Genomic DNA, 18,396 nt, shown 5'->3' with positions numbered 1-18,396 from the left:
CAAGAGACCATCGCTGTATATTCTTGTGATTAGGATCCGTTGCTGGTATCGCCCGTAAACTCATCCTCTCCGTTGAGTCGTCCCGTGACCCCATTCATAGCATAGATGAGTGTTGCTGCGACGTCGAACGCCTCTGGTCGTGACAGTCCCGAGATTGGCTTGGTCACGAACTCTTCACCATCCACATTTACACCAGTAATCGGAGTTACTGTATAGTCGCCATCGCCCATCGTCCCGTCAAGGCGAACGAAGATTGTCTGATCGTCATCCCATATCCACTCAACGTAGTACTCGTCATGAATCTCCTCGCTCCACCCTGACGGGTAATAATCAAGATGCTCAGTTTCGCTTTCAGGCATGAGACGTACATTGATGTCGTCTACAGCAACAAATAAATCTGGTTGCGCGTCACTCCGTAGGATGGTTCCACAATAGTAGCGTACGTGACTTACACAAGGTGAGCTACCCCTTCTACAGAATGGGTTAGAACTCGTCCTGTAATTTGTCCATCTTACATTGGACACAGAGGTCATCGAAAAAGCAGGAGATGTTATCGTACGGGCAGTCGCGGTCCTCGACGTTGACTGAGAGGCGACGTTTTTCGTTTTTCCAAATCGACTCCCAGACGTCGATGTCCATGTCGGCTGAGCTGAAGACTACTTCTTGCTCTCGGTCGATGATTTTCGCGGTGGTGACCTCGTGTTGATGTTCCTTGACGAGCGTTATCGCCTCTGTGTAGGATGAACACGGGATCACTCGTGTATCGGCATGGTCATCAAGGAGTTTCACTCTGATTCGCCCGTCATACTCCTCGGTGGGCTCTATGTGATCTGTCATGACACGGGAGTTCTCAAACCCCACGCAAAAGCATTCGTGTCTGGGTTTCTAGCCCCGTTACCGTACAGGAGAATACAGAGGCGGGACGGGAACGAACGTCCTGGCTCGTTAACAGTGCCAATCAGTTTGAAGAACCGGTAGGAACGTAGCGTACCCATGGCTGATGATTCTCCGGAGCTTGAGCGTGAGGAGTTAGAGAAGTTTGTACAGCAGTATATGGAACTTGACCGGCGGACACAACGTCCGCAAGGTATCTATTCGATACTCTCTGCGTCAAGAGAGAAGAAATACCAAGATACGCTACAATATTTCTTAGATCCGCGGAAATCGCACGGGTTCAGATACACGATACTCAGTCAGTTTTTCGAGTGTATTGATTTCTATGAGTTCAATTTATCTGGCCAGCACATCGAGATTGAAGATGAAGTGTGGATTGCGGGCGACGAAGGAGAAGGGCGGATTGACCTGATTATTGCTGGTGGGAGTGCGTTGGGTGACCATCCACGCTGGGCGGTGTTTCTTGAATTGAAGGTCGGTGCAGAAGAAGGGACAGAACAAACTCGCAAGTACGCTGAGGCGGACACGTGGGATTTCAGTTGGTTTGACGCAGATACCATAGAGGTTGAGAAACTAGAATCGACAAAATACGTATACCTGAAACGCGAGGCTGCTGACAGTCCGACAGAGTCCATATTTGAGGCTGTTTCATGGGCGGACCTCGCGGAGAGTTTTGAGGCCGGGACACAGGCGTCGCTCTTTGAGTATCCGAACCGGAGTGTTATTCAGTTCACAGATTTTATTCAGTCGCTGAAAGAGACAGAGGGTATGGACTCAGCTATTGACGAGGACGAACTCAATGAACGCCTCAACGTGTATTTCGAGCACAGCGACCTGATTCAGCAAGTAGAGCAGGCGAACAGCCAGTTCGAAAGCGACTTCGATGATGTAAGCACCTATCTACAGGACAACTGGATCGATAAACTCGTCAGTAAGTACAACATTGAAAAATCTGGGTGGACCACTTCAGTATCGAGCAACCCAGAGTATCAGAAGCTCTTCCCGGCGTATTGGGATCAAGACCCGCTGAACAGCACCAGCACAATTCAGTTATTCTACCGCCATTCACCGACGACTGAGCTACTCCGAAACCAAACGCTTCGATTCAGGCTTCGGCTGCCACCCGCCCGAAACGTCCATACTGAGACGCAGGACAGCGGGCGCTCGTTTAACACGTTGTTTGCTGAGAAGTGCCTCTCCACGTACAACGATCGAACCCACGACGCACTAACGAAGATCGGTGTTGACGATATACGACTAGGGAGTGCATCGGCGCTCGTTGTCAAAGACTACCCGCTTGATCCGAATAATTTGGTTGGCTCATACTTCGACCAGCTAGACACTGCTGTCTCTGAGTTCTGTGGTCCCCATAGTGAACTTCCGATAGTGATGAACGATGTGTTTGAAGAGGTGTATGAAGATGTGTTCGATGAAGATCCTATCGGTGAGTTCCTCGGTGGTCTGTCTAAGAGAGAATAGGTAGTCGTCGGTCTACTTATTGCGAAGCATGGTTTTCCCTACTGATTTGTAATAGGAGGGCGATGAAGGTATGTTGTCTTGATTTTGATAATTTGCGCGCCACAGTTTTCATTCCGGTATTTGACAAGTAAATTGGTGTATTCAAGATGAAAGCAGCATGTGCTTGCTTGGCATGTAGTGGAGGCGGTGAGCGTATGGCTGAGTTCTTTGACCGGGGTTGGATTGTTGGGCACTACGACAACAAAGCAAGCTACGATAGTGAGGACTACAAGCAGCGTGGCGCAAATCAGCTTGAGTTGATGCGTGACTGTGCAGAGTCTTCTGAGCCACAGTTGTGCTCCCTCCGAGTGGCAAAGAAAATCAATATTCCTAATAAAAAGACATCGGAAGGACATCCGATTACCTCTGAACACCGGAAAATCGGGGTTGTAGAACCCGGAACGACTCCATTATATGGGTTCCACGCCGACGAAGGCGGCTATAGGACATTCCCTGTTGGGCAGGAATCGGAAGCGCAAGATGCGTTTGATCAATCAGCAGCAGATTATCTGTACAAGATCGTTCCCATGAGTGGTGAGCCTCAAGTGATGTCGGGTTCCGAATACCGACTTAACGAATACGAGACGCCGAACACGTTCTCGCCTTGGAATACCTTTGCTCCTCAACTTGAGGCACTATACAATAGAGACGATCTTCCTGAGTTGAGTCCTACATCATACACCAGTGATCAGACAGAATTACTGTGCGAGGAATATATTCGAGAAGTCATCCCGGAATTCTTCCCGCTAATTCAGACTGGTGGGAGTACAGGGACGAACCAAGGTGTCGATATACTGGGCGAGGCATCGGGCAAGACCATAATTGGCGAAGTTAAAAACAAGAGTCAAATCGAAGATGCTGTCCTTACGACGCTTCGGAATTATAGCGCAGATGAGGTAGACGCATATTATTTCGTCAGAGGGGGTGGCTCTGCTGATGGTGTGAGTGTCATATCGATTGAGACCGTTCTAGAGGAACTTTCGAACAAATACAACGGTCAGATGCTTGAGCGAATGACAACATACTGAATTCGATTCAACGGTACCTCCTCGGGTATCCCTGCCGCAGGTGGATCAATAAAGCGGGCATCAATTCTCAAAACTCAGACACCTCAGGCGGAAACTTCACACGGTATATTTTAACAGAGCTACTCATTTATGCCAGACTATTACTTTCGCACAGAATTTGAGCAATTCTGGTGTATTTGATGAGTGAAATCGAACAGACATTGGTTTCTCTTTTGAATAAGTCGTTAAAACAACTACATTAGATTGGGCCCGAGAAAGTGTGTACGAGAGTGTGCCGAGTGTGCTGTTTAGAACGGTGTCTGTTTCTGAGTGACATGAGGGTGTTCCTCGGGAATTCGCTAGTTCATAGCAGATCTCTTTGACGAGCATCCTCAGTTCGGCTACATTGTCGTCGTTGAACAGGGTTGAATGTGTCTGCGTTTCGTCGGTGAATTTTTTGAGCATGAGTGAACCATTATTTGGAGGATTTGACCTGAATACCATATCGAACATCGCACCGGGAACGGTTCGAAATGACTGACTGATGTATGATGGTCGACTCTCTATTCGTGCATCTTTCCGTTGAGCCAGCACATTATCAGCGAACTCGTCCATATGCTTGCTAATCTGGCCATCAACCCACCCATGATAGAATTTGCGAGAACCAGGCGTGTCTAGCGAAATATTAAGATGAATCTCCCGATTAAGCTCCCAGTCTGGCGTTGTAGATTGTGAAGTAGTATCTGGATCGGGGAATTCGGTCAATGAGAGTTGACCGTCGGTGTGATTCGGAAGCTGAGAAATGATCTCTTCTTCGCTCAGATCAAGCCGGGTGGCGGCTGAGGCAAGCTCATCTGCTGTGTCGCCATGGGGGACACCGTATGGCCAGACTGGGATCGGTGTTGGGAGGTCAACGTCGTCGTAGTCGGGATGTGTCCCTTCATAATTTGTTTCGAACAACCAGAGAACGCTGACACCGCCAGTAAGGTAACGGGCGCTTGTCTCAGTCAAGTCCTTACTGTCGTTTCGGTACTGAACCTCAACAGCGATACCTTTGCCCAGCGGATATGACGGCTGATCAAATTCGACGAAGACATCAGCACGACGGGGTACATCGTCCGTTTTAAATTCAATATGTACCTCCGCGTCGGGATACACCTGCTGTAGCTTATCGACAGCAATCGACTTCATGGCGAGGGGAAGCGCTGATTCGCCGCCGCACGATGACTCTGGTGGATGGTAGAAATGTCGTGCGATATCAGGTCCATCGCGGACGTGAAGTGGTTCATTACAGACCGGACATTTCACTTTTTCATCGTCACCGACGCTGACAGGGATCCGTGGTCGGTTATCATGAGGATCGACCGCAATGAAGGGCATCGTACTGTAAGTTGTATCACGTGATCACATAATCTTCCTGACTACCGAAGTTGGGGTATTCAGATAGGACCCTGGCCCAGCAGAGAATTACTCTGTTAATTTCTAGAGGAAAGATCCACCGTCGTCGTATGGATGGAACTCAAAGGAGAGTTGATCGGAAACCTCAGCAAACGCCTTCATAATCGGTATCTTCGTTTCAGCTGCTTTTGCTGCGCTCTCCCACCCCTCACCGAAGCCATGGGTAATCTCCCACTCATCAACTCCGGGTGAACTGGCGGCTTCTATTCGATGAGATATCTCCATTCCATCAGTAAATAACGCAGCCAAAGGTTCAATTTCTATATTGATTGTTGCGTTTCCGTATCCACCATCACTTCCTTCTACCCGAGAAATCTCTACTTCGACCGATCTTTCGAGTTCGTCCTCAATAGCATTAGTGAGAATCTCGGCATCATCTTTGCTCCCGCCGATTTGAGAACGGAGGTTCTCAATTACACGATCGTCGATATCACCGCGTCCGTCCAAATACGCAAGTAATTTATCCTGTTCTAGATTGGACATCGATGCTAATTTCGAGGGGTCCAACTCAGGAATATCCTCGTTGTCCTCCGCCACTCCTTGCTGATTCGTGTATATCAGGCCTGCCACACGGAGGGGTTTGACAACGCCCCAGGGTAATTCGTCTTCATGTTCATAGCCGAGTTTGAGAATGAAGTCCGCGGCTTCAGTGTCAACTTGGTAGGTCATGTTGCCGACATCAGATGGTCGAGCATTGATGTAGTACCCCTGCTTGTTGACATATGTCTTGAAAGTCGGCACAGTACGACACAGTAGCTAATTGTATTTGAACTGTCGGCTCCAAAACCTCTCGACTCGGTCTGTTAGAGTCGAAATTAAATGGAATCTCACAATATAACCACAAACACTTATCCGATACTTGTCGGTAGTCATACCAGTACTAATGACTCAGTTTGGGCCCCGCCACGAGAAACTCCTCGACGCATGGGCAACCACTATTGAGACAAATGGGCGGGGGAATGGCTTCGATTTTACATCGCCAACACGGACCAACGTACTTGAAAAGAAAGTAGAGGCCTTTCTTGACTCGCCGTCTGAAGACGAGTTTAGGGATGTGTGGCATAGCGAGGTGATTCGGGGTGCAGCGTTTGGTGGATCAAATGCGGTCCTGAATAATTGGAATCAGCCGATAGATGCGTTGGCTGAGTTCATTAGAGAAATTAGGGATGCCACCTCATATAATCCAAGTTGGGAACGACAGATTCCGGAATACGTTATCCCAGCAGTGCGTGAATTTTACGGCAGATGTGATCCTGAGACGAGACCGATTCTTAGCTCAGCTACGCAACGAGGATTGTCCACGTTCGGATTCGGGACGGTCGAATCCTTTTCTGATGTAGCGGGCGCACTGAGTGATTTTCAGGAGCGGTACTGCGAGCAGATTGGCCATGTGACTGCGGGAACCGAGCACGAAGTGGCACTCTCTGATGAAATCGAGCAGTTCCTTCATCTTGTGTCTACGTCCGACGAGGCAGAGCTCCGCAAAACACTCGACATGGCTGCGCCGATGTATGAGACGTTTTCCGGATGGGACGCCCTCCAAACTCACGGTAACCCGATCGAACTTCACGGTCTTTCCACGGTACTCGATTCCTTTTCGGCGGCCTCGAATAGTGCGGCATACGAACGGGATACGCCGCTTGAACATTGGGGCGATGATCACTGGGAGACGTGGAAAGACGAATATTGCGCATACGTTTCCGGCGAGGTCCTGTCGAAATACGATCTAACCGAACTGCAGGCCGCCGATGTAGAACCGTTCTTAGACGACCTGTCGGTCGCCGAGCCACTTTCTGATGTCATTCCAATCTACCTGCTCGGCGGCCGGTGGCAGCCGTGGGATACCTTCCAACAGCTATCGACGACAAAACCGGACAAAGCCGCGACTGTACTCTCAAATTTGCTGAATGAGGATGCTGGCCCACTGATGGACCGGCTTGAATCGTTCAACGACTTGTACAGTGAACTCTCTGATTCGGGAAGCGAGCGGATGTCTGTTGCAACGATGTTACTGATGATTGTACACCCGGATCAGTACGTCATGTATCGGTACCAGATGTTCGATGATTTCTTTTCTGAATTTAGTGACTACAGTGTTCCATACGGGTTCAACCCCGGTGATTACGTATTAATGCTTGACGCGCTCCGGGGCGTACAAGCCGATCTTGATACCACAACCGATCACGACGTCCGAATGTTGGATGTCCACTCTCTTCTGTGGCTCGTTCACCGAAAAGGTCCGCCGTGAGTACACTCTGAGGTATCATCGCCCGACGCGATTGGCAGATATACCGTTCAGCCAAGAGTTCAAAAACCTAAATGTAGACTATGTGTCCGTCCCCGCGTACCATCGAACCGCGGTAGCGACGATGTCTTCACGTGATTGAGCAGTCGATGAAGGATGTTCGGTAACGGCGTCGACGAGGGCTGGGTCGACGCGGATCGTTACATTTGGTGTCTGATCGTCTTTGTCGAGTCCGACAAGATCCCCAAGGAGTTCTCCGTAGGCCGTGGTTTTGAACGAATCAAGATCAGTGAACTCATCGGAGTCCGCAACTACACCAGCTAAGGCCTGATCCACTATCGACGGGTGTGAGGAGACACTAGTTTCCGGTTCAGTCTCTGTTCCACGAAGTCGGTCACCAAGGTATGCTGTCGTCGCGTCGGTAGCAACATCAGCGATGGATATCGGACCTTTGTCAGTCTCTGCTATGAGGTGAGTGGCAAGTGCAGTTGTTAGCGGCTCTAACACAACAGAGAATGCCCGATTACCTTCCTGCTCAGGCGATGTAGTGGGAGATTCTGGTGCGGGTTGAGACTTGGTCGTTTCTGTTTCCGGAATTTCCGACGTGGATTGAGTGTCGGTTGTTTCCGTTTCCGGCTTCGAATCCGACGACACGGATGGAGCATCAGGAGAATCCACATCCTCCTCACTGTCTGCCGACGTAGTAGCGTCCGAATCATCCGACTCAGCGGTTGAAGGAACTGAATCAGATTGTGATGTATTGTGATCGGCATCACCAGCGCTATTGGCAGTCTCATCATCAGGTGACTCGGTTTCGTCTGCCGATGTCGCTGACTGCTGACTACGCCGTACGATTTCTTTGAGATCTGCTTTTGAGAGCTCCCCGGATTGTATTGCGGACACAACCCAGTCATCAAGTTGGTTGAATGATGCGCCAGTGGTGCGAACAAGCCCTACGGATTCGGCTGGTGGGCCTTGTGAGTCGGATTTAGCGGAGTCGTGTTCGTCGTCTGGGGTCGTAGTCATGGCGGGTGAGTCTGATCCGCTGGCGGTTGTTGTCGAGGAGCCGGTATCGCTATCAGCGGCCTCTGTTGTGGTCGGGCCGGTATACGCCGTCTCCTGGGCCAGTACCTGTTTCACGTGCTCGATGTCAATGCCTTCAGCAGGAAGATCGACCGTTGGGGAACGTGATAGACTGGGCAAATCGACATCGGAAAAGAGATCTGTTTCAGTTAATGCACCGACGCTTTGCGTCGTGGCTTGTGTTGGGGTCCGACCGCCGTTGGGAGCCCACGGCGGTGCGCGCCACTGTCCATTCGCGTACAGCGTGTACTCGCCAGAATCCGATGGTGACCACACGTTACTATTGAGATGATTGAATTGGTTACCAGCCCCGCGATGCGTGTGCGTGATAACGGTGTGCTGTGGGTTAGCCGACTCATGTACCGATTCTAGGGCGTCGTATTCCGGATGGTTCACGATGCGGAAATCATGAACGGTACACTGTCCGCTCCGAATCGGAGATTGCCCGGACCCAATCAGCTGTACGACACACGCGTCTGGCTGGTCCCGTAACACGCCATATAGTCGGCCAGAACTACGTTCACTCGGAACATCTGGGCCAGCGATCGTGATTATCCCACGTCCCAGAGCCTCATCAGTATGGGAAAACTCCGGGACAGGTCGGACAGCGTCAGCCTCGTACTCCAATCGCTCATACAGCTTTGCGGCCTGCCCCACGACGCGTACTCGGACTCCAAGTTCAAATCGCTCAATCAACGCGCCCAATAGATACGCAACGTGAACACCCACAATACCGCTTGTCGTGACGAGTGTCTGCATCCCGCTATGTGCTTGCTGTAGCGCAATGCCAAGCGCCTCAGACAACTCTGAAGAGAAGTTACTGCTCGTCGCCACGGTGAGAAACAAAACATCTACGTCTTGAATTGACTCAAGTGGGAGTCCCGGATAGCCGCCTGCTCGAGTGAGTGTAAAATCACCCGTCGCAAGAATATACCCGGTGTCGACACCCTGATCCTTCTCAAATCGGAATAGGTACCCCACTGCCCCTGGGACGTGGCCGGCAGGAACCGGATGAAACGCTACTTCTGATCCGACCGACGTCCACTCGTCGACCGGTTCGATCGCCGCTACCATCGAATCATCCGCTTCAACGCCTGTCTGTTGTGTTGCGATATCGAATACGTCGCCGATGATCTTCGCCGTTGCTGGCGAGGTGTATACTGACGTGTTGGCGTCTGTACACTGATCTAGTGACTGGTAGTGATCGGAGTGAGCGTGGGTGAGACAGACGGCATCAATCGTTTCGTTCGGGTTCAGTATCCGATCAAGTTCAAGTTCTGCACCGGCATCGACTAAGATGGTTGTTGGACTATCGGTGTTCGCAGATTGAAATCGCAAGAGAAAGGACTCGTTCCCCCCGTGCGGGTTCGCATGATGATAAGAGAGATTCACCTGAACTTCTACTCTATTCGCAGGTCATAATGATGTGTCGGTTTATATATGATCTCTCAGATGGTTATTCACCGCAATAAGAGGGAGGCAATTTCATCGAACAAACGACATCTACGAGCAGTCTAGAGCGTAGAAATTCCCGCTGTGAAGAGTTATAACAAGTCACTCTACACTCTACTGCGATCACAACGGTAGACTCGCCGCAGTCATCCACTTTCACTCCGGTTACTCGACTTTTATATAGCCACGCTAACATCTACTGGTAGTGCCTAGAACACGTATCCTCCACATCAGTGACACCCATCTGGGGAAGCGACAGTATGGATCGGATATTCGACGTGAGGATTTTGCGAACGCATTCGAGCAGGCGATTGAGGTCGCAGTCGATCGTGATGTTGATGCCGTAATTCACACAGGAGACTTGTTTGACGATCCGGTTCCGTCGCTCCCAACGGTGATGCGGGCCGCTGATGCGTTGAAACCGCTTGAAGAACACGGAATTCCGTTCTACGGGATTGTGGGCAATCACGAACGGAAAAACGACGAGCAGTGGCTTGATCTGCTGCGGCGGACGAGCGCTGCTGCTCGGCTTGGCAAAGAGCCCACGATGGTCGGTGAGGTTGCGCTGTACGGGATCGATGCCGTGCGGCCGAGCGTGTGGGACAATATCGACTTAGAACTCGAAGAACCCCCTGCGGAGGCAGCGTGGACGATTCTGTGTATGCACGAACTCCTCACGCCGCTTGTTCACGGAATGGGGCGTGTCTACCCAGCTTCCGAGGTTATTGATCGAGCCGGAATCGAACTCAATGGGCTTGCGCTGGGCGACCTCCACCAACCGGCGAGTTCGGTCGTAGACGGGACTGATGTCTGGTACGCGAGTGCGACAGAGCGTGGCGGGAAAGATCAGGAAGAGACGGGCGTCGTTCAACTCCTAGATATCGACAACAGCGGGATTCACCGCCGACAGATTGAGTTGGAGACGCGGCCGTTTGAGGTGTTTGAGATCACATTCGGTGAGGACGACGGGGCAACCCATGCCCGCGACGTGCTTGAGAGACACGACCTCGAGGGGGCGGTGGCCAAGATCGAGTTGAGCGGCGACCGAGCGGCGGTCACCGCAAACGAGGTGACACAAATGGCGCGTGAAGCCGGTGCGGCTGTCGTGAGCGTCGACGACAACCGCGGACGCGTCGATCTTGACGTCGAGTCAATCGAGGCCATGTCGCTACAGGGGCTCGACGGGGCCATCGAAGAGAAACTCGCGGATGAGGACTTTTCGACGGTTGCGCTCGACGTCGATCAGCAGGTTCGGAAAGCAGACGAACTCGACACGAATGTGAATCGTGTCGCGGACACCTTCGGTGAGTCGCTCCGTGATGCGCAGCGCGAAGCGTTTGATGATGCCGGACCGGAGGAGACGCCGGACGGCGTCGAGTCGATGGAGGCCGACGAATGAAAATCACTGATCTACACCTACAGAACATCCGGAGTTACGAGGACGAGTCGATCGCGTTCCCCGAAGGAACGATGCTCGTCCACGGGGAGAACGGTGCCGGGAAGACGACACTGCTGATGGGAATTTTCGGCGGACTCTTCCTCTCGAATATTCGGAACGTCGGATCGAACGATTTCAAGCTTGACGATATCGTCAGGCGAGGTACGAGAGAAGGCGAGATCGAGTTGACGTTCGAAGTGGCAGAGACACCGTACACCGTCACATGGTCGATCGATACGGAGGGGCAAAACAGCGCAGAGCTTGACTCGCCCGCACTCTCGGAGCCCATCTCAGGGATTCGTGATGTTAGCTCGGAAGTCGTCGATGTGGTCGGCATGGACGAGGACAGTTTCTCTCGTTCGGTGTACGTACAGCAGGGCGAAGTCGATAGCCTGTTTGACGACGACGCTCGGGCGGAACTCATCGATGATCTACTCGGACTCGATCGGATCGACCGCTATGAGCTCCGGGCGAAGGGGGCCCGTCGTGCGATGGGTCGCATTGCGAGTGAGAACGAGCAATCCGCTGAGAACCATCGTGAGACCATCGATGATCAGTTCGATCATGATGTCGAGGGCTACGAGGCTGCTATCGCCGACAAGGAGGCGGAGATCTCGGAGCAACAAGCAGAGATCGAGGACGTAGAGGAGTTCCTACAGGAGCTCCGAGATGCGAAAGAGGACGTCGAGCAACGGCTTGAGAATCACGACGAGTTGCAGACCGAGCTTGAAGAAGCCGAAGATGAGCGCCAGGACCTCATCGAAGAGCGAGCGGCGAAACAACGGGAAATCGAGGACGCCGAGACGGCAATTTCAGAGGCCGAAACGGAGATCGATACGTGCCGCAATGATATCGACGAGAAGCAGGAGGCACTCGACCAGCTCGATAACCCATCGACAACAGACCCGATAGATGCTGATCTGTCGACGGAGGAGCGTGCTGAGGAGGCGCTGAGTGCCGCACAAGAGGCGGTCGAGACGGCACAGATCGAACAGACAGATCGGGAGGGAACGCTCGACCAGGCGGAGACGGAGCGAGACCGACTCATCGACGAACGAGATGCGTTACGCGAGGAGGCCGAAGAGCTCGAAGCGGATCTTGACCACCTCCTCGCGGAAAAAGAGGATATCGCGGATGACGTTGAGGCTGCGGAGGAAGAGGTTACAGCTGCCGTCGAGACGCGAGACGCTGTAACAACCGAGTTCCTCCCAGACGACTCCTGTCCGGACACAATCACTGACGAGACGCGTGAGGCCGTCGACGCACGCATTGAGGCGTTGACGACAGAGAAAAATGAGCTGTCGGAAGAGCGTGCCGCTGCTGAGGCGTCTCTCGACGCAGCCGAAACGACACGCGAGGAAGCGCAGGCGGCCGTCACGGACGCACGTGACGAGATAGACCAGTTGTCAGAAGACCTCGCGGAGGTGGAGTCGGAACTCGAAGATGCCCGTGAGGCGAAATCGGAGGCAGAAAATCAATTCGAGGAAGATCTTGAGAGTCTCGATGCCGACCTCGATACCGTTGATTTGAGCGTATCCGGCGACACGCTACAGAGCCTCATCGACGAACGGATCCCGGAAGCGAAAGGGGAAGTGCAGGACGCAATCGAGACGGCGAACACGACGGTCACCGAACTCGAGGCTCGTACCACGACGCTTGAGGAGGACCGCGAGGAGCTACAGGCACTCGATGGAGTGGCGACGTGCCCGAAGTGTGGCCAAGATGTCGATCCGTCTCACGTTGAGTCCGAACTCGCGGACATCGACGTCGAACTCACTGAGGTAGAAGCCGAACTTGCCGAGGCGAGAGAAGAACGCGATGCGCTTGTCGACCGGCGAGACGCTCTCGACGAGTGTCGTGAAGATGCGATCGACCTGCGGGGATTCCGTGACGATACGGTTGACGTGAAAGCTGAGCGCGTGAGTACGCTCGAAGACGAGCGTGAGTCGTTACAGGACGATCATTCCGAGGCAGAGTCCGAGCTCGCCGACGCTGAGGCCAAACTCGAATCTGCGGAGTCGGAGGTCGATGATCTCGAACAAACGATCGCTGACCTCAAATCGGATATTGAGTCGCTCGAAGCGGAGATTGAGGACGGCAAAGAGGTCGTGGCGGCCTTCGAAACCGTTGAGCAACGTCGACAGGAGCGGGATGACCTTGCAGACGAGCTCGCTGATCTCGAAGCTGAACAAGAAGAGCTCGAAGCCGAAATCGCTGACGCAAACGCAGAGCTCGACGGGTACGACGAGCAGATTGAAGCCCAACGCGACGCAGTTGCTGAAGCCGACGCAGCCCTCGAAGATGCTCAGCAAGCAGTTGACACCGCGACGGAACAGCGCGAGCTCGTTGCCGACGTGGTTGACGCATACGAATCGATCGCCGAGTTGGAGACCACAATTAAAGGCCACCAGAAGGATATCGGGCACGCACAGGACACGATCGAGACCCTCAACGGGCAGATTGCTGACGTTGAGGAGGAGATCGATGCGCTCAGCGATGAACTCGGGTCGATCGACGTCGAAGCACAGCGAGAACAGTTGGAAACGGCAACGCAGAAGATCGAGGACCGCGAAGCCACGGTAGAGGAACTGAACGCGGAACTAGACTCGCTCAAGGAAGCGCGGACAGTGCTTGTAAACGACCTTGAGAATCTAGAGTACTTCCGCGACCAGCTCGCACTCGAGGAGGAAAAGCGCAAGTGGGCCGAAGAGCGGTCTGACGAGTTCGATCGCATGATGGCGGTGTATCGAAGTACGAAGGCGGACCTCCGTGAGCAGTACCTCGCCTACATCAACCAGTACACGAACGACATCTTCAGCGACATCTACAAGAACAGTAGCTACCAGCAGGTGCGCATTCTTGAGGAGGGGCCCGATGGCACGCCATACGCGATTCAGTTGCTTCGTGACGACGGGACGCTCGAACACCCGAGTAACGCCAGCGGCGGGGAACGCGCCATCGTTAACCTCGCGCTCCGAGCCGGCATCTACAAACTCATCGCCGAGATGCGCGAGGGGGACAGCGGTCGCCTCCCGCCGTTCATCCTCGATGAGCCGACGACGTTCCTCGATAAGGGCCACATCGGGCGTCTCGAACAGATGCTTGACAGCATTTCCGAGTGGGACGTCCCGCAAGTGATCGTCGTCTCGCATGACGAGCGACTTATTCAGGGGGCTGAACACGAGATCGAAGTCTCGATCGACGAAGACACGAACGCCAGTAGAGTTGACGTACATCGAGGTGGACGCATCCTAGGTGACGAGTAAATGGACGAACGCGCTTTCGACGTGGTGCGACAGCTCGCCGAACGAGTCGACGCTGGCATCCCACGCGAGGTGGACGATCAGGCCGCACACGCCCGCGACCTGTTCAGCCTCCTCATCCATGATGGGGGTACGGTCGAACCGATCGGCGAGCCGGAGTACTTCAAAACGCGCAAGGCGGAACTCGGGACGTGGACTGATGACCCGTGGACCGAGCCGACATACGGTGTCGATGCCAGTACGACCCGGCCGTTGGAATACAACAACGGACTCGTCGTCGACACAGCACACGNCCCGTGGACCGAGCCGACATACGGTGTCGATGCCAGTACGACCCGGCCGTTGGAATACAACAACGGACTCGTCGTCGACACAGCACACGCAAAACTCGGGGTGAGCGGCGCTGACAGCGATCGAAGTGCCGAGCGCCGAGGGACAGTGGTCACTGGGGTGTACCTCGAAGACGACGATGTGACGCTCCGCCACGAACAGACCGAGCGCGGGAGTGTCGAAGGCGAGATCATTCGCATCCCCGAGATGCGCCAACGGGCGAACGTCACCTCCATTCTCACGTCCACGGTACAGCGGCTCGCAGAGGGGAAACACGCCCGGCGATGTCTCGACGTGGTCGACGGGCCACTGTTCCTCGACGGGTCTGTGTACCCGCTCAGCGTCATCTATTGGACGCTGCTTGACCGTGCCGGACGAGGCGCACCAATCGGCAACTGGGATCTTCCCACTGACGTCATCGAGAACTACGTCGCAGTCGTCGATGCGTGTTTTGAACGCGATGTTCCCGTGTTGGGCGTCGTGAAGACCTCCTCTATGGGTGAACTCACAGATTCACTCAGAACGAAGATCACACAGCACGATCTCCGGGGCCCACACGGGACGCTACATGACGTTCCGTGGCTCCGCGACCACCAGTTCATCGGGGAAGTGCTCCGTGATGACAGTCTTGACCACCTTACGTACACCTCCTGGTTCGTCCAAACAGACGTCGAACTCCGGGGCAACTCATTCGATCTGCTGACAGCCGTGTCCGATGAGCTCAGCCATGGACAGCCAGACGCGTACCGGCGTGCGTTCGCGTATGTTCGCACACCAAAAACGGGGAACGTGTTCCGAATCGAGACGCCGGCACTGTTCCTCACTGATGAGGAGCGTCGAGAGCAGGTCCTCCTGAAAGCGCTCAAAGAGATCGCCCGCCAGAGCGACGTGCCGCGAGCCGTCGCGCGCGCCGACCGCATCGCACGCATCAGCCCCGACAACCGCGAAACGATCCGCGACGCGCTCCAAACGGTCGAGTCTGCGTTCGACTACAACCGCGACGGCCGTTGGAGCCACCTCGAAGATTCCCGAAGCTATGAGTGACAACATCGACGACATTCTCAACAACGACCCGGTCGCAGACGAGTCCGAGGAGTCCGAACAGACACCAACCGATGAAGAAGGCACGACGGACACCGAGCCTGACGGTACTGAAGTGCCGGAGCGAACGGTCCCGAGTGGCGTGTCCACTCCCGCTGATGACGAACTCGGCCACGTTCTCGCAAGTGAGGAGATCCACGTCAGCAGACGGGACTACCAGGTGAACGCGTTCATTCGAACGGGTGCGAGAGAGGGGATCCGCCTGGGCGATTACGTACAGATTCCGTACCCGGACGAGGGTAGCGAGCTGTTCGCAGTAACCGATTCGCTGCGCTACGAGCCGTACACCGATCTCGACGACAAATCCGACGCTCACAACCAGATCAGCGCGCACGTTGAACTCGACGAATCGGAGTATGTACAAGTCGCAGAATTAGAACCGCTAGCGATTCTCAAGAACGTAGGGTCGGATGACATTGAGAGCGGCATTGTCAATCGAATTCCGAAGCCAAACTCCCCAGCACGGCTTGCCCGGGACGAAGATTGCCTCCGAACCGGGCTGAACATTCCGGGTGAGGGAATCTTCACCGGGTGGCTCTCTGTCGGCGGCGAGCCGATGACCGTGAACAACGAGAACTTCCCATACTACCTCAGTAACCCCGGGATCGATCGGGAGACCGGAGACGTTGAAGACGGTGAGCCCGCCGTGTTCAGACACGCTCTCGTTGCAGGCTCGACCGGGAAGGGGAAGACCCACTTCACGAAAAACGTGTTGCGACAGTTCGTCTCTGAGAAGCGCTATCCGATTCGCCACCACGATACAGGTGAAGAGGAACAGCGCCAGCTCAATCTCGTTATCATCGACCCCGAAAACGAGTACTGGGAGATGCGCGAGGACAACGACGCTGTCGTGAACGATGACGCGGTAAAGCAGGAACTTCGCCGGCACAACATCAAACACGGCGGCGTCGACGACCTCAATGTGTTCGTCCCGCAGGTTGCCGGCACGAATGCTCCTTCAACGATGGAGAGCCGTGAGCTCTCGATCCCCTTCGAGATCGTTCGTGGCCGGCCTGAAATGCTGATGCCGTACACGCCGACCGAAGTAACACGCGGCGCAATCGAAGACTGTATCAACGCGTACTTCTCGTGCTTTGATTCGCAGGGCGGCTACCCGGATCGCTCTGTGGACCGTCCGAAGTACGCTGATTTCCTCGAGTTCCTTGACGACCACGACTACGATGAGAGCCGGCTCCGCGAGGAGAACAACATTGCCGGGGGAACGTGGAGTGCAGTGAATCGGCGTGTTGACCGTGACACGTTCCGACAGGTATTCGATCAGGGAACAGCGTTCCTCCCGGACATCTCCGATACGGTGTTCCGCGAAGGCCAGGTGACGGTGATCCCAACGAGTCACCTCAACGGCGGGAAAGAGAGTCTCACTGTCCTGTCGATCCTCTCGTACATCATCGAGAACAAAATCGATGATTATCAGGTAGACCCGGCAGTTCGTGACACGCCGATGCTCGTCGCGGTTGACGAAGCGCACAATTACCTAGCGAGTGCGAGCAGCCTCCGAGAGGAGTATATTCTCCGACGGGCACGCGTCGCCGTCAAGCAGGGGCGAAAGTACAAACTCGGACTGTGTCTCATCACACAGAACCCAGATGACGTCGATGACGACGTGATCAAGCAAATCAATACGAACATCTTCCTCGGACTGAAGGCGGAGGTCGTCGATGATGTGCCCTCGATCCCTTCCGAGTTCAAGAAAGATCTTCCGAACTTCGGCAAAGGACAAGCAGTCGTGAAAGCACCGGATGTCGAGGCCGTTGAAGTGAAAGGCCTCTCATACTGTGTCACCCGACACGGCAACAGATGATCCCGGCGTGTGCGATGTCTGATGCGTGCGCGTCCCGCCTTGAGGCGTTTCGGAATGCTGGGAGTCACGCGATCCGATTGCGTACGCTGAGCGGCCGGAGTTCTCGTAGTCTGGCGGTCACCATCTGTAATCGTCGTGGGATAGTTCCTCCTTGGGATCAACGTTTTTCGGAAACCCATTGCCGTCAAGCGGTCTGAAAATATAGGAATCATCAAGATATCCATTGTTGACCGCTTCACGGAGCTGCGACAGCGACAGAGGTTTGCCTTTGTGTAGGCTCTCTAGGATCTCTGCCTCTGCAAGACCTGGGTCGCCGTATTTGAGATCAAGATCAAAATCAAGGATCTGATGGTCGTCAGCAAGCGATTTTTCGATGCCATCATACATCAGCGTTCGAAATAACTCATCCGTCGAGTGGTCTGTTGAGTCGGGACGTTGTTGACAGAGTCGAAACGCGAACGCTATCAGGTCTTCAGCAGCGTTGAAGATTCCTTTGTCCGGCTCACCATTGTCAACGACAAGCTGTGTCACATCTCGGTCGTTAAGCTCCGCCGTGAGATATTCTAAATCGTACAGCGCGTTTCGAGTACGGTCTCGGATCCGTTGTCGGGCGTTCCGTTCACTACCATCTGTCAGATTTTTTCGCCCGGTCAGGTAGTCACGGTCATCACGTGTCAGAATTCCTCGATCACGATCTGGTGAAGTCATCATCCGAATTAGAGTACACAAACAGATCTATATAAAATATTCTGCTTTTTCGTAATCGGAATCAGGTTACGACATTC

General features: G+C 53.9%; 13 protein-coding genes. 7 read left to right on the top strand and 6 right to left on the bottom strand.

Going from position 1 to position 18,396, the window contains the following annotated elements:
- Positions 1 to 29 precede the first annotated feature (29 nt).
- On the bottom strand, positions 30 to 359 hold the full coding sequence (locus tag C463_RS11970) for a hypothetical protein (protein ID WP_008444103.1): 330 nt from the start codon (positions 357 to 359) through the stop codon (positions 30 to 32).
- A gap of 124 nt (positions 360 to 483) precedes the next feature.
- Positions 484 to 837: a hypothetical protein gene (locus tag C463_RS11965; protein WP_049905880.1), complete on the bottom strand. Its 354-nt coding sequence runs from the start codon at positions 835 to 837 to the stop codon at positions 484 to 486.
- Between the two features lie 156 nt (positions 838 to 993).
- On the opposite strand from C463_RS11965, the gene C463_RS11960 reads away from it, so the two are divergent.
- On the top strand, positions 994 to 2,373 hold the full coding sequence (locus C463_RS11960) for a PD-(D/E)XK nuclease family protein (RefSeq protein ID WP_008444101.1): 1,380 nt from the start codon (positions 994 to 996) through the stop codon (positions 2,371 to 2,373).
- Between the two features lie 194 nt (positions 2,374 to 2,567).
- Positions 2,568 to 3,440: a hypothetical protein gene (locus C463_RS18720; protein WP_152422407.1), complete on the top strand. Its 873-nt coding sequence runs from the start codon at positions 2,568 to 2,570 to the stop codon at positions 3,438 to 3,440.
- A gap of 123 nt (positions 3,441 to 3,563) precedes the next feature.
- On the opposite strand, the gene C463_RS17960 is transcribed toward C463_RS18720, so the two are convergent.
- Positions 3,564 to 4,799, bottom strand: coding sequence for a competence protein CoiA family protein (locus tag C463_RS17960; RefSeq protein ID WP_008444100.1), 1,236 nt, complete (start codon positions 4,797 to 4,799; stop codon positions 3,564 to 3,566).
- A 102-nt stretch (positions 4,800 to 4,901) separates the two neighbouring features.
- Positions 4,902 to 5,618, bottom strand: a complete 717-nt coding sequence (locus C463_RS11955) for a hypothetical protein (protein ID WP_049905879.1) — start codon at positions 5,616 to 5,618, stop codon at positions 4,902 to 4,904.
- Between the two features lie 142 nt (positions 5,619 to 5,760).
- Here C463_RS11955 and C463_RS11950 point away from each other — a divergent pair, with 142 nt between their 5' ends.
- Positions 5,761 to 7,125 carry a hypothetical protein gene (locus tag C463_RS11950; RefSeq protein WP_152422406.1) on the top strand — a complete coding sequence of 455 codons (1,365 nt, stop codon included), beginning with the start codon at positions 5,761 to 5,763 and terminating at the stop codon, positions 7,123 to 7,125.
- Positions 7,126 to 7,203: 78 nt separating this feature from the next.
- Here the strand turns inward: C463_RS11950 and C463_RS17955 are convergent, their stop codons facing one another.
- Complete coding sequence (locus tag C463_RS17955) at positions 7,204 to 9,597, bottom strand: MBL fold metallo-hydrolase (RefSeq protein ID WP_008444096.1); 2,394 nt, start codon at positions 9,595 to 9,597, stop codon at positions 7,204 to 7,206.
- 265 nt (positions 9,598 to 9,862) lie between these two features.
- Between C463_RS17955 and C463_RS11945 the strand changes: the two genes are divergently transcribed.
- From C463_RS11945 to C463_RS11930, 4 genes are all read left to right on the top strand, one after another.
- The gene (locus C463_RS11945) at positions 9,863 to 11,056 is read left to right on the top strand and encodes a DNA repair exonuclease (RefSeq protein WP_049905878.1); all 1,194 of its coding nucleotides are present in this window, start codon (positions 9,863 to 9,865) and stop codon (positions 11,054 to 11,056) included.
- Positions 11,053 to 14,361 (top strand): AAA family ATPase, encoded by a 3,309-nt coding sequence (locus tag C463_RS11940; protein WP_008444090.1) that lies wholly within the window; start codon positions 11,053 to 11,055, stop codon positions 14,359 to 14,361. Before C463_RS11945 ends, C463_RS11940 begins: the two co-directional genes overlap by 4 nt.
- On the top strand, positions 14,362 to 15,732 hold the full coding sequence (locus tag C463_RS11935; RefSeq protein ID WP_008444088.1) for a DNA double-strand break repair nuclease NurA: 1,371 nt from the start codon (positions 14,362 to 14,364) through the stop codon (positions 15,730 to 15,732).
- On the top strand, positions 15,725 to 17,611 hold the full coding sequence (locus tag C463_RS11930) for an ATP-binding protein (RefSeq protein WP_008444086.1): 1,887 nt from the start codon (positions 15,725 to 15,727) through the stop codon (positions 17,609 to 17,611). The genes C463_RS11935 and C463_RS11930 overlap by 8 nt, the downstream gene beginning before the upstream one ends.
- Before the next feature lie 117 nt (positions 17,612 to 17,728).
- Here C463_RS11930 and C463_RS18710 read toward each other — a convergent pair whose 3' ends face one another.
- Positions 17,729 to 18,322 carry a hypothetical protein gene (locus C463_RS18710; RefSeq protein WP_152422405.1) on the bottom strand — a complete coding sequence of 198 codons (594 nt, stop codon included), beginning with the start codon at positions 18,320 to 18,322 and terminating at the stop codon, positions 17,729 to 17,731.
- Positions 18,323 to 18,396 lie beyond the last annotated feature (74 nt).

This window comes from Halorubrum californiense DSM 19288, from assembly GCF_000336875.1.
Classification (GTDB): domain Archaea; phylum Halobacteriota; class Halobacteria; order Halobacteriales; family Haloferacaceae; genus Halorubrum; species Halorubrum californiense.
This window is presented reverse-complemented; position numbering and strand designations above follow the sequence as displayed.